12 protein-coding genes are annotated in these 15,944 nt (G+C 36.5%); 1 reads left to right on the top strand and 11 read right to left on the bottom strand.

The features are described from left to right. Positions 1-295 precede the first annotated feature (295 nt). The 4 genes from EGI05_RS09940 to EGI05_RS09925 all read right to left on the bottom strand — a co-directional run bounded on the left by EGI05_RS09940 (position 296) and on the right by EGI05_RS09925 (position 3,998). Positions 296-1,873 carry an AraC family transcriptional regulator gene (locus EGI05_RS09940; RefSeq protein WP_123262906.1) on the bottom strand — a complete coding sequence of 526 codons (1,578 nt, stop codon included), beginning with the start codon at positions 1,871-1,873 and terminating at the stop codon, positions 296-298. Positions 1,874-2,548: 675 nt separating this feature from the next. Next, positions 2,549-2,743 carry a cold-shock protein gene (locus EGI05_RS09935; RefSeq protein WP_123262905.1) on the bottom strand — a complete coding sequence of 65 codons (195 nt, stop codon included), beginning with the start codon at positions 2,741-2,743 and terminating at the stop codon, positions 2,549-2,551. A gap of 30 nt (positions 2,744-2,773) precedes the next feature. Beyond that, positions 2,774-3,202 carry a cold shock domain-containing protein gene (locus EGI05_RS09930; RefSeq protein WP_123262904.1) on the bottom strand — a complete coding sequence of 143 codons (429 nt, stop codon included), beginning with the start codon at positions 3,200-3,202 and terminating at the stop codon, positions 2,774-2,776. 13 nt (positions 3,203-3,215) lie between these two features. Continuing rightward, complete coding sequence (locus tag EGI05_RS09925; protein WP_123262903.1) at positions 3,216-3,998, bottom strand: DEAD/DEAH box helicase; 783 nt, start codon at positions 3,996-3,998, stop codon at positions 3,216-3,218. Positions 3,999-4,531: 533 nt separating this feature from the next. On the opposite strand from EGI05_RS09925, the gene EGI05_RS09920 reads away from it, so the two are divergent. After that, on the top strand, positions 4,532-5,479 hold the full coding sequence (locus EGI05_RS09920) for a beta-1,6-N-acetylglucosaminyltransferase (RefSeq protein WP_123262902.1): 948 nt from the start codon (positions 4,532-4,534) through the stop codon (positions 5,477-5,479). Positions 5,480-5,496: 17 nt separating this feature from the next. Here EGI05_RS09920 and EGI05_RS09915 read toward each other — a convergent pair whose 3' ends face one another. The 7 genes from EGI05_RS09915 to EGI05_RS09885 all read right to left on the bottom strand — a co-directional run bounded on the left by EGI05_RS09915 (position 5,497) and on the right by EGI05_RS09885 (position 15,646). Continuing rightward, positions 5,497-6,558 carry a 3-oxoacyl-ACP synthase III family protein gene (locus EGI05_RS09915; protein ID WP_123262901.1) on the bottom strand — a complete coding sequence of 354 codons (1,062 nt, stop codon included), beginning with the start codon at positions 6,556-6,558 and terminating at the stop codon, positions 5,497-5,499. Between the two features lie 341 nt (positions 6,559-6,899). After that, on the bottom strand, positions 6,900-7,736 hold the full coding sequence (locus EGI05_RS09910) for an SH3 domain-containing protein (RefSeq protein WP_123262900.1): 837 nt from the start codon (positions 7,734-7,736) through the stop codon (positions 6,900-6,902). A 16-nt stretch (positions 7,737-7,752) separates the two neighbouring features. Further along, positions 7,753-8,580 carry a 50S ribosomal protein L11 methyltransferase gene (prmA, locus tag EGI05_RS09905; protein WP_123262899.1) on the bottom strand — a complete coding sequence of 276 codons (828 nt, stop codon included), beginning with the start codon at positions 8,578-8,580 and terminating at the stop codon, positions 7,753-7,755. A gap of 142 nt (positions 8,581-8,722) precedes the next feature. After that, positions 8,723-9,436, bottom strand: a complete 714-nt coding sequence (locus EGI05_RS09900; protein ID WP_123263374.1) for a 3-ketoacyl-ACP reductase — start codon at positions 9,434-9,436, stop codon at positions 8,723-8,725. Positions 9,437-9,599: 163 nt separating this feature from the next. Then, the gene (locus tag EGI05_RS09895; RefSeq protein ID WP_123262898.1) at positions 9,600-11,183 is read right to left on the bottom strand and encodes a calcineurin-like phosphoesterase C-terminal domain-containing protein; all 1,584 of its coding nucleotides are present in this window, start codon (positions 11,181-11,183) and stop codon (positions 9,600-9,602) included. A gap of 28 nt (positions 11,184-11,211) precedes the next feature. Then, entirely contained in the window at positions 11,212-12,663 is a 1,452-nt protein-coding gene (locus tag EGI05_RS09890) for a SusD/RagB family nutrient-binding outer membrane lipoprotein (protein ID WP_123262897.1), read from the bottom strand. Between the two features lie 10 nt (positions 12,664-12,673). Beyond that, a complete protein-coding gene (locus tag EGI05_RS09885; RefSeq protein WP_123262896.1) occupies positions 12,674-15,646 on the bottom strand; it encodes a SusC/RagA family TonB-linked outer membrane protein in 2,973 nt (990 codons plus the stop codon). Positions 15,647-15,944: the final 298 nt, after the last annotated feature.

The raw sequence follows: 15,944 nt of genomic DNA, 5'->3' as shown, positions 1-15,944 counted from the left end.
TTACCATCAATACTTTTGATGGCCTTCCGGCTGTATACGTTGATCGAAATAAATAAACAGAAATGAATAAAAAAAATTAATCGGATTCTGTTTTCTAAAAGAGCATTATTGGTTACTCTTTTTCGAAATTGTGTTTTTGCATTCATCATTTTAACTACTAATTGCCTTAAGGTATATTGTGAATATTCTTAAGATCTTATTAGGTGAACCTAGTTCGTTCTGACTCTGCAAAAGTACAGCAGCATGACCAGCGATAAAACATTTATACTTATCACTTTCGGTAAAATGATAACACTTAAACCTTTTCAGAAAGCTCTGTCTGCAGGTGTTTAATAAATAAGGAAGGGGACATAGAGGTGGTTTTCTTAAATACGGTAGCAAATTTATTTTGGGAAGAGAATCCTGCTTCTTCGGCGAGTACAGCAATTTTATATTTCCTGTACTGGTAGTTATCTTTTAGTTTTTTTACCACATAATACACTCGTAAATCATTAATATAATTATTAAAATCTTTCTTTTTATGTGTATTAATAACATGAGAAAGATATTTGGTATTTGTTCCGAAGGAAGATGACAAGGAAGAGAGTGAAATATTATTATTGGTGAATAAATATGATTTTTCGAACTCTTCCAGCTGCTGGAGTATTTTTAGCTCTGTGGCAGTAGTCATGACCATCGAAAACTCAGAATCAATAGCCTTCTCCTGTTCTTCCTCTCTATTTTCTTCTTGTAAAGGCTCAGCTTTATTGGTTATTTTTTGAGTATTTATTTGGGCAATAATTTCTCTGAACCTTCTGATCGTTTTCTTTTGTCTATTTTTTGTATATATAACAAAACCAACCACTCCACCCGCCATCATCATAGAACAAACCACGATGATAATATCTTTAATAGAACTTCTCTCGGAAATCTCTGTATTCTTTTCCTCCAGTTGATCATAAGATTTATTAATAAAGTCACTTGACTTTTTTTGAATCTTGCTCACCACAGAATCCTGTTTTTGCTGAACTCTGGTCAAGTTTTTCATATCCTCTTTTGCAGTGTAGTATTTTTTAACGGTTGAATATACTTCGTTTTTTAATTGAAGGTATTCTGATTTATCACTAATACTTTGAGCCGAATCAATATATTTTTTAGCTTTAGACCAATCCCCCTTCTCAATGTAAACCTGTGCAAATCCATTATAAATTAATCCCGTAACATGATTTTCCGGAATATTTTTACAAAAACCGATTGCTTTATTATAATGAGAAAGGGCCTTATCAAAGTCTTTAAGATGGTAATAATTTAATCCCAATAACTGCTCATTATTGGAGGAAAAAAAATTCAAATCTTGTTTCGTTGCATTGAAGTATTTCTGAGATTTTTGAATATAATGAATGGATTTTTGAAATCGTTGTTGTTCCATTTCACAATAGGCCATTTCCTGCATCACTAAACCCAGGATATTATTTCGAAGTTCAGGATTTTCTATTTCTTTCGTGATGTGTAATGTTTTGAACGAATAACTTTTGGATTGCTTATACAATTTTAAAAACCTGTATTGGGTGGCTAGAAAGCCATAAATTTTAGCTTTCCACACATCATCCTCGGTTCCTTCAACAATTTGTTCCGATCTAAGAGCATAGTTCACAGATTTTTCAATATCTCCCGATTGTTGATATAAACTAGCCGTAAGCATAAGACTTTTGGCTTTGTAATAGGGAGTTTCAGAAATAGTGAATAAGGAATCCGCTATTTGAATGGCTTTATTAAAATCTTTCTGTGCTGTTTCCAGATACGTTTTTGTATATATTTTATTATATGCATGAGGATCTTGGGCACTTATTGATATAAAAAGTGATAAAAAAAAGACGAAATAGATTTTTTTCATTTGTTTATTAGTTTTTCACATAGAGCGATTAGACTAAGACCTGTAAAAATAGATCATCCGTAATCGTTAATTAAAAGAAGTATTTATCATTTTCGTGAAAATGATAAATGATAATTCATTACCACATTACTTCAATAATCATTTATCGCTTCAGATATTAGATTTTAGAGTACAATTATATTCTAAAAATTCCAAATATTCATTCATATAATACAAAAACAATCTATTTTTTAATAATATTTTTATACTGATCATATTTACGTATCAATAAAATAAACTATTAATTAAAAAAATAAAGAGCTCTCTACGCATTGGTAAAGTGCTCTTTATATACAATTTTTCCATCGATGTTTCTCAGAATCAGATATTCCAGATAAGCGGCAAAATTACAATTCTACATCCCTAGAAAAAACACATAGGCTTATCATATGCAGTAATATGGTAATAACTAAAACGGGATTTTTAGAATGATAACTGCAAATCTTGTGAAATTCATTTCATTTTCTGTTGCTACATTCTTTATTCAATAGAAAAACCCCTCACCAATAGTGAGAGGCCATGCAATATAAAAAATAAAAAGTGATTTGTTATTTATTGTAATGCTTATTTAGCATATCCGGATAGCTGAAATCACAATGTGTTTCAACGTATCTTTCACTAATGACAGAATTCAAATTATGCCAATCTAACGTTGACAGCATTTAAGCCTCTGTCTCCTTTTTGTACTTCAAAAATAACTTTATCGTTCTCGCGGATTGCTCTTGTGCTTAATCCTGAAGAGTGTACAAAAATATCTTTACTCCCATCTGAAGGAGAAATAAACCCGAAGCCTTTTGCTTCATTGAAAAATTTTACGGTGCCTTGTTGCATTGTAATTATATTAAAAAATTATTGTTAAAATTATTTGATCAATTGTATATTGACAGCGGCAAAGCCTTTGGCAGACTTTTCCTTTTCAAATGATACTTTGTTTCCTTTTTTGATAGGTTCAGCACAGTTATTGGTGTGGAAAAATACATTTTCTTTTGTATTGTTTTCCGTGATAAAACCGTAGCCTTTCTCACTGAAGAAGGTAACAATTCCTGTTTTCCTGATGTCTTCTTCAGCAATTGGCGCTGCACCCAGTTGAATTTCCTTGAGGTTTACCTCAGCGCGCTTTTCGGGAGGTGTAGAGGTTAATCTGCCATATTCATCTACATAAACCAGCATATCATCCAGATCTTTACCTTTGTTATTATTTGCTTTGCGCTCTTCCCTTCGCTGCGCTTTTTCTTTTTGTTTTTGAACTTTTTTCTTGAAATTTTCTTTTTTAGAGAAAGAATCCCCCATAAATTACTTGGTTTTAATTAGTGTATTGAAATGTTTTATTTTGAGCAACAGGCATTGCAAAGCCCGTGAGCTTTTGAATAGTATTCAAGCCTGAATCTTCTTCATCGCAAAATGAAGCAGGTGTTTCTTCTATCGTGTTATTTTCTGTTTGAATAGTTTGTGTTGATGGTGGAACGATGGTAATCTCTATCGGGTTATGTGATAAAGTATTTGCCAGTTTCCTGATATCTCTTTTCATTGTTTCAGCAAAGAATAACGTCTGCCTTTTCTGAGAAACTACTCTCAGGATCTTCTTCACATCATCCACAAATTCCTTGTCAAGCAATTGATCAGCCTTATCCAAAACCAATATTTCGATTTTAGAGAGATCAATAGACCTTTGATTCATCAGATCCAATAATCTTCCCGGGGTCGCTATAAGAATATCCACTCTTGCTCTTAAAGCCGCCAACTGACTTCCCGCCAAAACTCCATCAAAAATGGAAAGTTGAGATATCGGAAGATATTTACTGTACAGTATAAAATGTTCTTCAATTTCCAATACCAACTCTCGTGTAGAAGCCAATATCAGGGTACGGACTTCCTTATGCTCCGGTGTACTTCTTTTAAGGAGCTGTAAAACAGGCAACACAAAGGCAGCTGTTTTCCCCGTTCCCAATGGTGAACACCCGATCATATCTCTTCCTTTTAAAATAGGAGGAATGGCCGCATCTTGTATTTCTGTGGGTTTTGAGTATCCCGCCTCCGTGACAGCACGGATAATAGGATTGATTAAATTTAAATTCTTAAAACTCATTGTAATGGCCGGATATCCGGGATTATGTAACCAAACCCGTTAAGGTTCGAATTGGTGTATTGTATAGGATGAGCAAGTATTATCCAGTCATCTTTTTTGCTTTGCTTTACCTACGAAAATATTCGGAAGAATATAGTAATGAGTTTGCAATGTATATCGTATCATTAAAGCCTGTCATCAATGCTCAAATGAAGTATAATCTTCTCTTATGCTATAAGAGATTTATTGTTATATGTAACAGACTTGGTCGTTGCTTTTCTTACTCTTAGGTTCAGGTTGCCGGTATAGATATTCATCTTGTAAAAATTAATGTTTGAATGGGCAGCTGAAAAAGCAAAACTGAAAGAAAAAATGATGATTTTAAACTATTACAGAATAGCGAAGGCAGAGGCCTGTTTTTATATGCTCTGCAAATATACGATAAAATAACGGAATAATCCCCAGTTTAAATAATTGATTATCAAAAATATATTCATAACTTTCACAAGTTAACCGAATTGTTTGCATCAGCGGATGATTTTAATTCAACCGTTATGTCAACTTTTTCTCCCATATACCAAACCCAGCCCCAACCTTTAAAGACCGATACTGCCCGTCACATCAGGATCGCTTATTTCATCATGGTACATCATAAACCCGAAAGATTTAAAGCAATGTTTGCGAAGATCTATACAAGGGATCAGTTTTACCTGGTGCATATCGACAGGAAAGCAGGTGAAGAGATCACTGATGAAATCCAATTGTATCTGGTGCAGTTTCCTAATGTATATATTCTGGAAAGTATGAATATTGTTTCCGGAGGCTTCAGTATGATTCAGGCTGAGCTAAACGCAATGGAATTCCTGCTTAATGTGAGTGATGATTGGGATTATTTTATCAATTTAAGCGGAGAAGACTACCCTCTTAAATCCCAAAATATCATTCGTCAGTTTCTGACGATCAACAATGGCAGGAATTATCTGTTCTATTATGATCAAAAATTTCATCGCCCGGATACACTTAAACGAATACAGAATCATTTTACAGAACTGTCCCTTAAAATTTCATCTTTTATTTACAAAAGGGAATTTATGAAAGATGTAATTCCTTATATAGGAGGGAAATGGGTAATTTTCACCAGAGAAACCTGTGCTTTCCTTACTCATAATAAAAGGGTGATGGATTTTGAAGACTATTATCTTCATACCTTTTTACCCGCGGAGTCATTTTTCCAGACTGTTCTTATGAATACTTCCTTCAATGAGGTTATTGTGAATGATGATAAAAGAGCGGTAATAGAGAAACCCCTATTTAATAAAAAGCAAAACACCGATATTTTTATAGCTTATCTGAAATCCAGCAATCATCTTTTTATCAGAAAAGTAGGCAAAACAACGGATGAAAGTATTTTGAAATATGTTGAAGAAAGCTATCACCTTCCCCTGCAGGAAGTGGATGAAATAGAAAGAGAATTAAAACTTGACCATGATCAGAATAATTAATTCACTTTCTATCGTATCTAGAATTTATATACAAATGCATTGATATTCATTCCTGCACCTACTGATGCAAAGAGTACAATATCATTCTTTTCTATTCTGTGTAATTCAAGCTCCTCTTTCAGAATCATGGTAAGCAAAGACGGGATAGTTGCCACACTGCTGTTTCCTAATTTATTGATGACCATAGGCATAATATTTACGGGAGTCTGAACGCCATATAACTGATAGAACCTGTTTACAATGGCCTCATCCATCTTTTCATTGGCCTGGTGGATGATAATCTTATTTAGCTGATCGATGGTGTATCCACTATTGTCGAGACACTTCTTCATTGCATCAGGGACATGTGAAAGGGCAAATTCGTATATTTTTCTTCCGTCCATTTTAATGTATTTAATGTCCGGACAGCTTTCATTATTATAGGATTTCCCAAAATACAGATAGTCTTTTTCTTCCAATGTATAAGATGCTGATAGGTGGGATTTTATTCCGGAATCATCACTACTGTTGGCTTCCACCACTACTGCGCCGGCACCGTCTGCATAAATCATGCTGTCTCTGTCATGAATATCTACTACCCGCGAAAGCGTTTCCGCCCCTATCACTAAGCAGCGTTTGGCAATACCGGACTTAATAAACGCGTTAGCTTGTATCATCCCCTCAATCCATCCCGGGCAACCAAATAAAATATCATAAGCTACGCAAAAGTTATTTTTGATCTTTAATTCATGTTTAACTCTGGCTGCAAGGCTAGGAACCATATCAGACTGAACAGTACCAAAACGCACATCACCAAAATTATGGGCAAATATAATGTAATCCAATGTTTCCGGGTCTATCCCGGAGTCTTCTATTGCAGCTTGGGCCGCTATGAGCCCCAGATCAGATGTTACCTGCTGGTTGTTGGCATATCTTCTTTCCTCAATACCCGTAATTTTTTTTAATTTTTCAGTAATGGAAGAATTGTTACCCTGCAATGCAATGCCCTGCTCATCGAGAAAAATATGTTTGTCAAAAAATAAATTGGTGATTGTTTCTGAAGGAATACAGTTGCCAACCCCTATAATTTTGCTTGTCATCTAAATACTATTTGTCTGTTCTTTAATTTTATCAAGTTGAAAATCGTCTTATTTTTCAACTTATTCGTAAGCAAAACCTCTTGCTGTTAACAAGAGGCCAATGAACATATAACTTGTTCTAACTTAAATGTCCGTTTATAAAAACATTGCTATTATCAGTTATCTGACTTAATGGAATCCCCATGCTAATGGGAATAATAGAAATATAAAGTATAAATAATTGTAAATAAAAGAGCTTGTGTTTTCTTATAAATTTTATTTCTAAGGATAAAGGTAGTTTATTAATAATAAATTTTGCTATAAAAAAATTATTTAAAGAAAATTAACATAGATTCCTATTATCATTTCTGTCTGAAGTAATCTCCGTTCCAGAGATAAGTTGTAGAGAAGTGTTTTATTTTTTCCTTGTTATTTTCGTCTTTTTCCATTTCCTCCATCTTCCATATAAATGCATTGGGAATTCCTCCTTTATCATTGGGAAACACAAAATTTTCGCTGTGATAATATACATCTGCATCTCCTACATTCATCAATTGAGGTAAAGCAACCAGCTTTTTGTTCCTGAAAAGCACATACTGGTCATAGCTTGCGATTCCGCAGGCTTCTCCGGAAACCATGGCTTTTAAAGTGAGTTCTACCCCTTTGAGCTGATGATTGCTTTCAATATTAAAGGTGGCATAACTTAAGCTTTCCCCGGAACCCGTATCAAAGAAAACCTCATCTACTAAAGCATTCTCTTCAAGAACTTTGATGCTTGCTATATTTTGTCTGAAATTTTCTCCATTTTGTTTGTCTTTTCGATTCTCTGTTTTAGTAAGCCCGAAAAGAAAATCGTATCCGTTCTTATTTCTATATCCTACACATAGGTTTCCTCCCCAAACATACCCTTCTGAAGCTCTGTCTCCTTTCTGATATGAGATTTTATACCAATGGGACGCTCTTTCTCCCAATTGCAGAACCTTATCCTCTTTTTTAAGAACTGTAATCTGTTGATTGGTTGGTAAAGAATCCAAAATTTCTGCATTGACATCAGGTTCCAGTCTTATTCTTGTCCAATTGGTGAAAATTTTTTGAGTCTTATTTTCTTCAAACCCGAAAATTCCATTGGCATATACTTCTTCCTGAGCAGAAAGAAGCTGTAGGGAGAATAAGAGTAAGACCGCTAGTACAGATTTCATATTAATAATTGGTATCTTATTTTTCAAGGAGTAAACTCACCCATTCTTCACGCTGAAGCTGCTTTTTCAGTTCAAGCCCGTTTTCTTTGCATACTTCCATAATATCGTCTACATCAAAGAAGCATAATCCTGAAAGCAATAATTTCCCGCCTTCATTCAATACAGAAACGTAGGTCGGAATATCTGAGATCAGAATATTTCGGTTGATGTTGGCCAAAATAATATCATATTTCTCATTCCCCAAATTTTCAGCTGTTCCCAATTCAATATCAAGCTCTACGCCATTTCTTGCTGCATTTTCTTTTGAATTTTCAACGGACCATTCATCAATATCTATCGCTTTTACTTCACCGGCTCCCTGTTGTTTGGCATAAATAGCCAATACGGAAGTTCCGCATCCCATATCCAGAACTTTTTTGCCATGGAAATCAAAATCCATCATCTGCTGGATCATTAAATGCGTTGTCGGGTGATGCCCAGTTCCGAAAGACATTTTGGGCTGAATAATGATCTCGTGCATTCCCGGCACAGATTCATGGAATTCTGCCCGGATAAGCACTTTATCGTCTATATTGATCGGGGAGAAATTCTTTTCCCACTCTTCGTTCCAATTGATATTGGGCATTTCCTGGAAAGAGTATTCAATCGTCACATTTTCATTTTCAAAAATCGGTAACGCCTTAAGCTCATTTTCATGGAATATATCTTTCTGGATATACCCTAAAATTCTGTCATTTTCTTCCGTGAAGCTGTCGAAACCTATTTGAATAAGCTCAGCCATCAGGATTTCATTCCACGGCTGAAGCGGGGAAATTTTGAAATTGAATTCTAAATAATTTTGCATGTGATAAATTTGGTACAAAAATAAAGCTTGTTTTCCGATTTCATGTTTTTTTAAGGTAAAGTTTTGGATAAAGAACCAATCACCACTATAAAAAAAGCGGACTAAAGCCCGCTTGTTGATATTGTGCAACAATGATTATTGTTTACGGATTGGTAGAGAAAATAGAGCCGTTAGCGATCAAAGCTCTTCTGTTCATTTTCAGAATATCTCTTACCCACTCTGCAAAATCTTCGGGCTGAAGCACTTTTTCCGGGTTTCCATCCGTTAATCCTCCCTGAATGCTCATATCTGAAGCAATGGTACTTGGTGTTAACGTGATCACACGGATATTATGTTTTCTCCATTCTGCCATCATTGATTGAGACAACGAGATCACTGCAGCTTTGGATGCGGCATAAGCGGACATATTTCCTCCTCCTTTCAAACCGGCAGTTGAAGCCACATTCACCACATCTCCTTCTCCTTTTGCTTTCAAGAAGGGATAAGCTGCTTTTGCCGCATAATACACGCCGAAAAGATTGGTCTTAATAACCTGTTCCCAAGTTTCAGAAGGCATTTCTTCGATAGTTCCGAAATCACCGATTCCAGCATTGTTGATCAGGATATCAATACCTCCCAATTGTTCTGCCAGGGATTCTATTCCAGCTTTTACCTGGATTTCATTGTCTACAGAAAAAACCGCATATGTGGAGTTCACTCCCAGCTTTTTGATCTCTTCAACCGTCATTTTAAGGTTCTCTTCATTTCTGCCTGTAATCGCAACATTTACTCCTTCATTTGCTAAAGCTAATGCAACGGCTTTTCCAAGACCTCTTCCACCGCCTGTTACAATGGCATTCTTTCCTTTTATATTCATATTATAAAATTTTTCGACAGCAAATTTACGAAACAGCTTTCGGAAAGGCCCTGAAAACAAAGAGATTTTCAAAGCCTTTATCATTTACATTTTCTATAAAACAAAACCGGCTTAAAAAAAACCGGTTTTGACATTGAAAGTAAGTATAGTAAAAAATGAAAAGCTAGGGAATAATAATCGGTTCTTTCACCTCAAATTCTTCTGATGCTGAGAATGGGTTTCCGTACATATCTGTGGCTCTTACCTCAACTTTATGTTTTCCAAGTGCCAGTTTCTTTGGAAATCCTGCTGTCCAGATGTGTTTTGACATTTCAGGATTGGAAGGTCTTCTTCCCGGGAACAACGTTTGGGTAGTATCCCATTTGAACACTGACAATGCAAAGTTCGGGTCTATGGTTTCATCATATTCCATTGCTTCCCATCCTCCGTTATCGATTCTGTATTCTACCTTGTCTTTTTTGCTTCCCATAAAGAAGTTAGCCAGAATTTTTGCCGATGTTTTTGACAGGAAAGGAATTACATCCGGAACGTATAATTTGATCTGGTAATCTTCCGGCTTTCCTGCCGTTTTGTATCTCACTTTATACTGATTATCCGTAAAGCTGATAAAAGAATATCCTTTTGAAGTACCGTCTCTCATGGTTGAAGTTGGTAATCCTGCTTCATCCGGTGTTCCTGAATACCAGTCTCCACAAGTTGTTCCTACGTTATATTCGTGTAAATCTTTTGATCCGTTCCAGCCAGCTTGTTTTCCATAGAAGATTTGCTGTTGGATGTGAGTATGGGCAGATAAAATCAAGACGTTTTGGAAAGGTGTCAGGAAATCAAATAATTTCTGACGGTCTGCATCTCTGAAGTTATCCTCATTTTTATGATCTAATGGAATATGGAAAGAAACTACTACCAATTTATTTTTATCAACCTGTTTCAGATCATTTTCAACAAATGTTAGCTGATCTTCACGGAAACCGCCCCAATACCCTTTTCCATCTCTTGGGTCCGGGTACAAGATATCATCAAGGATGATAAAGTGTACATTTCCGTAGTTGAATGAGTAATTGGCCGGTCCAAAGTTGAACTCAAATGTTTCGTCTGAAAACAGGTCTTCTTTAGCATCATAATTCATATCATGATTCCCCATGACATTATACCAAGGTAGGCCTATTTCTTTCATTACATCTGCATAAGGTTTTTGCAGGCTTAAATTATCTCCCACCAAGTCTCCCAAACTTATTCCCAACACTGCATTTTTCTTGGTATTCTTCACTTCATTTACGATTCCTCTTCTGAAATAATCCAATTCCTTCTCTGTATATGGCTGTGGGTCTCCGAAAACCAGGATATCAAAGTTTTTGCTTTCGTTTTGTTTATTTAAAGCAAAGTTTATTTCTTTCGGAAGTTCTCCTGTAGGTGCAGTTCCTTTATACTTAAAGTATGCCGGTGAACCTTTCGGTTTATACTGATAATAATACTGAGGTAGATTATTATTATTCACCGGGGTCATATACCCTGAGGGTTTGATGACAAAAACAGTCTGGTTTTCCTGGATCGGTAAGCTGTATCTTCCGTTTTTATCCGTTACAACTACCTGAACCCCGTTTGAAACGGCAACTCCTTCAATTCCTTTTTCACGGTTTTCTTTCTTCTGATTTTTGTTGCTGTCTTCATACACATATCCTGAAACAGAAGTCTGGGCAAACGCCATAGCAGAAACGAACAGGCATGGCATTAAAAATTTTATATTCATTTTAGTATTGATTTGTTATTACTGGTCATTATTGATTCCACCACATTTTGATGTTGATGTCATCTCCTCCCATTTGCTGAACTGCCGCTTGATAATTAGTTGTATTCAACACTTTTGGATTAGGAGGATACATCAGTCTCTGAGGAAGGTTTCCGTTATTCAAAAGCCCGCCGTTGTTGGGAAGCACAGGGAATCCCGTTCTTCTTTTTTCAAACCACTGTTGTTGGTCTACAAAAAATAAAGCCACATATTTCTGAAGCATGATTCTTTCCAAAGTTCCGTTATACGCTACGTTCGCATTGGTAAAGTAATTAGCAGGCATGGTGGAGCCCCATTGTTCAATAGCTGCCTTCACCCCGTTTTCATAATACGTTTGGGCACTTCCGGGAATGATTCCTTTAAAGGCCAATTCGGATAATGTAAACTGCAATTCCGCATATGGATAGATGAGAATATTCAAAGGTGCTTTAGACAAGTTCTGGTTCATGTTGGACGGCTGGTAAGTAAATACTGTTCCATAGGGATAGCCAGACGGAGCACCTTTGTATCCTATATTCTGGTTGGTTGCAATATCTTTTGCCTGAGAGAAGAACATGGTTAAACGTGGATCATTATTTGCTTTTAAAGTTTCCACAAAGAATGCTGAAGCAGCTCTTCCGGTTGTAAAATCCTGAGGTCTTGCGATAGGCGGAAGTAATGGAGATACTCCGGTAATATTCAGCTTTGCAGATTCGTTATTATTCTGGAAAATCGGGTACACTGTTGGATTGCTGATAATTTCCTGGATTCTCTCGTTTACGTTGACTTCTCCGTTTTTCTTTAAAATTCTTGTCAGTAATCTCAATGAAAGGGAGTTACAGAATTTTTTCCAATTGGTAATTCCGTTCACATCAGATTCCGCTTTGTAAAAAAGATCGTTTCCAGTGAGTGTTTTAGTGGTGATGAATAATGAATTGGCCGTTTTAAGATCATCCAGTAATTTCACATAAATATCTTTTTGCCTGTCGAATTTCGGTTGAGAGATCCCTTCATCCAATCTTGAAGCTTCTGAAAAAGGAATATCTCCATATGTATCCGTTAAATTCGAATAAATCCATGCATTTAAAACCATGGCAATAGCCTGGTAATTTTTGTCGTTTTCCAGAATGGCTGCTTCTTTCAGGTCTTTCACCTGCTTTAGCCATTTATAGCTGTTATTCCAGTAACCGGTTCCTGTGTTTTCGGTTAAATAGTAACGGCTTAAAGAGTTTCCTTCATTAGGAAAGTCTAAGGAAACCTGCATGATATCAAATGTGAAATCATTGGCTCTCATATAGTTCACTGCTGCCATATTGTATTGGATAGGGACCAGTAATTTAGCGGAAACGGGGTCGCTGATTCTGCTTTCATCAATATTCACCTCATCAAGGCTTCTGCTGCATGAAACGGGTATCATTCCGATACTTGAAATCAATAATATATTTAACAATAATTTTTTCATGATCTAAATTTTAAAATTTAACATTAAGCTGAATACCTACAGTTCTGGCTGTCGGCAATTGTCCCATTTCCACTCCCGGAGTAATCAAATTATCATTAAGAGTGGCGGCTTCCGGATCAAACAGCGGGAACTTCGTCCACATCCAAAGATTTCTTCCGAATAGGGCTAACGTAAGATCTGTCAACTTCAATTGTTCTGTTACGCTTTTCGGGAAAGAATAAGAAATTCTCGCATCTCTTAACTTGACAAAGGAAGTATCAAACGAGTTGGTTTCTACGTTCGCTCTTCTGTAGTAATCGGCATAATAGGCTGATACCAATACTCCTTTTGTATTGGGAGAATAGGTTCCGTCTGCATTTTGTACGACTCCCTGTCCTATGATCAATCCATCCGGGTTATCTCTTCCTATCAAGGTATGTCCTAATTTCCCCTGCTCGGTCATTTTATGGTGAGACTGCGAATAAGCCATTCCTTTGTACTGACCATCAAATGAGAAGCTTACTGTAAAGTTCTTATATCTGAATTCGTTTTGAATTCCGGCTCTCCATTTCGGATATGCATTTCCGATTTTTTTCATCTGCGTCGGTTTTGCTGTTAATCCATCACTTCCGAAAACAACCTGCCCGTCCGGAGAGTACATTAATCCGTATCCGTACATATCTCCGAGAGATCCGCCTACTACTGCATTATAGTATACTACTCCACCTACACTTCCCATTGTATAAGGTTCTCCGTGGAATTCTTCCGGCAATGACAAGATTTTATTTCTGTTCATCGACCAGTTGGCGTTTACACTCCATGAGAAGTTTTTGTTTTTCACAGGGAATGTATTCAAAGTCATTTCAATTCCTCTATTTCTGATCTCACCGGCGTTGATGGTTCTTTTGCTGTATCCTGTTTCAAGCAAAGCCGGGATATCTACGATCTGATCTTTTGAGTTGTTCTGATAGACTGTGAAGTTATAATTCACTCTGTTTTTCAGGAAGCTGAAATCCATCCCAGCTTCAATATTCGTCAACATTTCCGGTCTCAGATTAGGATTCGGGTATAATGAAGGTGCTTCTACTGAACCGGAGAATACACTGTTGTTGTAATATTTGATCAGCTTATAAGGACTTGTATCATTTCCTACTTTCGACCACGATGCTCTTAATTTCCAATAATTGAATTGTTTGGAATTCATCTTCAAGATATCGGAAAGGATGAAGGAAAGACCTGCTGAAGGGTAGAAATAAGAACGGTTATCCTTCGGAAGCGTACTGCTCCAGTCATTTCTCGCGGTAAGGTCTAAGAAAATCTTATTCTGATATGCTAATGTTACCAATCCGTAAGTACTGTTTACCTGTTTATCACTAGGTGTCGCGAATTTTGTAATATTCCCGATTCCGTTAGGTAACGTATATACTCCCGGTCTAAGAAGTCCGTCTGCCATATAATCATACATGGTGTATTCGGAATAACGGATGCTTCCTCCTGCAGATGCACTGAAATCGAAATCATTGAAGGTATTTTTGTACGTGAATAAAATATCGTTATTCAAATCCATCAATTTGATGTGCTGTTCCCTGTACATTCCCTGCAGGTAATTGGCAGAACTCCAAGGTCTTTTTTGAGTACGTTCTTCATTGGTTAACTCCATTCCTGATCTCAACATTACCTCGAAATTTTTAGCCAGCTTATAATTAAGATTGATATTTCCGGTAATGAAGTTTTTGTCAACACCATTAAGCATTTCATAAGCGATCATATATGGATTATCGATGAATGAACTGAAGGGGTGGATCTGATCGATCTGGTATTTATCTTTTTTCCAGATTGGTTCATACCAAGCCAGGTCTATGTTCGGATTCTGGAAGATCATGAAATAGGAAATCGACTGATTGCTGTATCCTGTTGCCGGTAAATTATCACTTTTGGTTTTGTTGTAATTGAATTTCAATCCTACTTTCAGCTTTTCATTGATCTTATGGTCAAATGATAAAGCGGCATTGAATCTGTCAAAACCTGTATTAGGCATCATCCATTCATTTTTAAGATACGTTAAAGAGGTTCTGAATGATGTATTTTCGTTAGAGGTTTCTAAAGCAATGTTGTTGGAGAAAGTAGTCCCCGTTTGCCAGAAACCTTTGATATTGTCTTTGTAGGGTCTCCAAAGTTGTCTTGTGGCACTTTGTCCTTCTACGGTTGGATCGTACTGGAAATAATACTGTCCTGCGAATTTCGGTCCGAAAGCACTACTGGTAGAACCTGTATTCACTCCGTCTGCAGAGGCTCCATAAGAATAATAATAGTTTCCTTTGGTATCTTTCTGCATTGTTCCCTGCCCGTATTCATACTGATAATCCGGCCATTTCAAAACGGTATCATAGCTTGAGTAGGAGTTTAAGGTAACCTGTAGCTTTCCTTTTTTGGACTTTCCTGATTTCGTTGTAATCATGATCGCCCCTCCTGCTCCTCGTGAGCCATATAACGCGGCGGCCGTGGAACCTTTCAATACTGAAATAGACTCGATATCATCCGGATTGATAGAATTGATCCCGTTTCCGTAATCAATCGGTAAATCTGCCTTGGAACCTGCTCCATACGCTGAGAATCCGGTACCCGTGGTTGTGTTGTTCAAAGGAACTCCGTCTACAACGATCAATGCGTTGTTCTGATCCATATTCATGGAGATATCTCCACGTAATTTGATCACTGAACTTCCCAAAGGTCCTGCTCCTGCGGTCTGGATCTTCAATCCTGCCACTTTTCCTTCCAATGCCTGTGCCCAGTTGTTGTTCTGGGTTTTCAGAATTTCTTCAGATTTAATGGTTTCCGTAGAGTAACCTAAAGACTTGTCTTGCCTTTTAATACCTAAAGCAGTTACCACTACTTCATTAATGTCATTAATAGTGTCTTTCTTTGCTTTTTGCTGAGCTGCCATATTGACGCTGACCAATCCTAACAGCGACAAAACAAGCAACTTTTGAGTCTCTTTTCGCATATCCTTTTTGTTTGCGCAAAATTAGAACGACCCGGCGAGGAAGGCTTTAACACGGTTTTAACAATTATTAAATATTTATTAAACGAAATGTTAAAAAATCATGAATTAAAAGAAGTAATGATTTGATTTATAACACATTAAAATAATTAAGCTTTTTTAATATGATTGATTAATAATATTCATCTATCTTTGACGTTATCTCTTTTTGAGACAATGCTTTTAGAATCTTGTTTTTTGTATTCGTACACAAAACAAAGCCCATCTCCAAGGAGATGGGCTTCACTTTTATGATTAACAA

Origin of the sequence: Chryseobacterium daecheongense (assembly GCF_003729955.1) — a bacterium.
Lineage (GTDB): Bacteria > Bacteroidota > Bacteroidia > Flavobacteriales > Weeksellaceae > Chryseobacterium > Chryseobacterium daecheongense.
This window is presented reverse-complemented; position numbering and strand designations above follow the sequence as displayed.

Coding starts and splice junctions, on each gene's coding strand:
- EGI05_RS09940 (WP_123262906.1), bottom strand. CDS start 1,873: ATGAAAAAAATCTATTTCGTCTTTTTTTTATCACTTTTTATATCAATA.
- EGI05_RS09935 (WP_123262905.1), bottom strand. CDS start 2,743: ATGCAACAAGGCACCGTAAAATTTTTCAATGAAGCAAAAGGCTTCGGG.
- EGI05_RS09930 (WP_123262904.1), bottom strand. CDS start 3,202: ATGGGGGATTCTTTCTCTAAAAAAGAAAATTTCAAGAAAAAAGTTCAA.
- EGI05_RS09925 (WP_123262903.1), bottom strand. CDS start 3,998: ATGAGTTTTAAGAATTTAAATTTAATCAATCCTATTATCCGTGCTGTC.
- EGI05_RS09920 (WP_123262902.1), top strand. CDS start 4,532: ATGTCAACTTTTTCTCCCATATACCAAACCCAGCCCCAACCTTTAAAG.
- EGI05_RS09915 (WP_123262901.1), bottom strand. CDS start 6,558: ATGACAAGCAAAATTATAGGGGTTGGCAACTGTATTCCTTCAGAAACA.
- EGI05_RS09910 (WP_123262900.1), bottom strand. CDS start 7,736: ATGAAATCTGTACTAGCGGTCTTACTCTTATTCTCCCTACAGCTTCTT.
- prmA (WP_123262899.1), bottom strand. CDS start 8,580: ATGCAAAATTATTTAGAATTCAATTTCAAAATTTCCCCGCTTCAGCCG.
- EGI05_RS09900 (WP_123263374.1), bottom strand. CDS start 9,436: ATGAATATAAAAGGAAAGAATGCCATTGTAACAGGCGGTGGAAGAGGT.
- EGI05_RS09895 (WP_123262898.1), bottom strand. CDS start 11,183: ATGAATATAAAATTTTTAATGCCATGCCTGTTCGTTTCTGCTATGGCG.
- EGI05_RS09890 (WP_123262897.1), bottom strand. CDS start 12,663: ATGAAAAAATTATTGTTAAATATATTATTGATTTCAAGTATCGGAATG.
- EGI05_RS09885 (WP_123262896.1), bottom strand. CDS start 15,646: ATGCGAAAAGAGACTCAAAAGTTGCTTGTTTTGTCGCTGTTAGGATTG.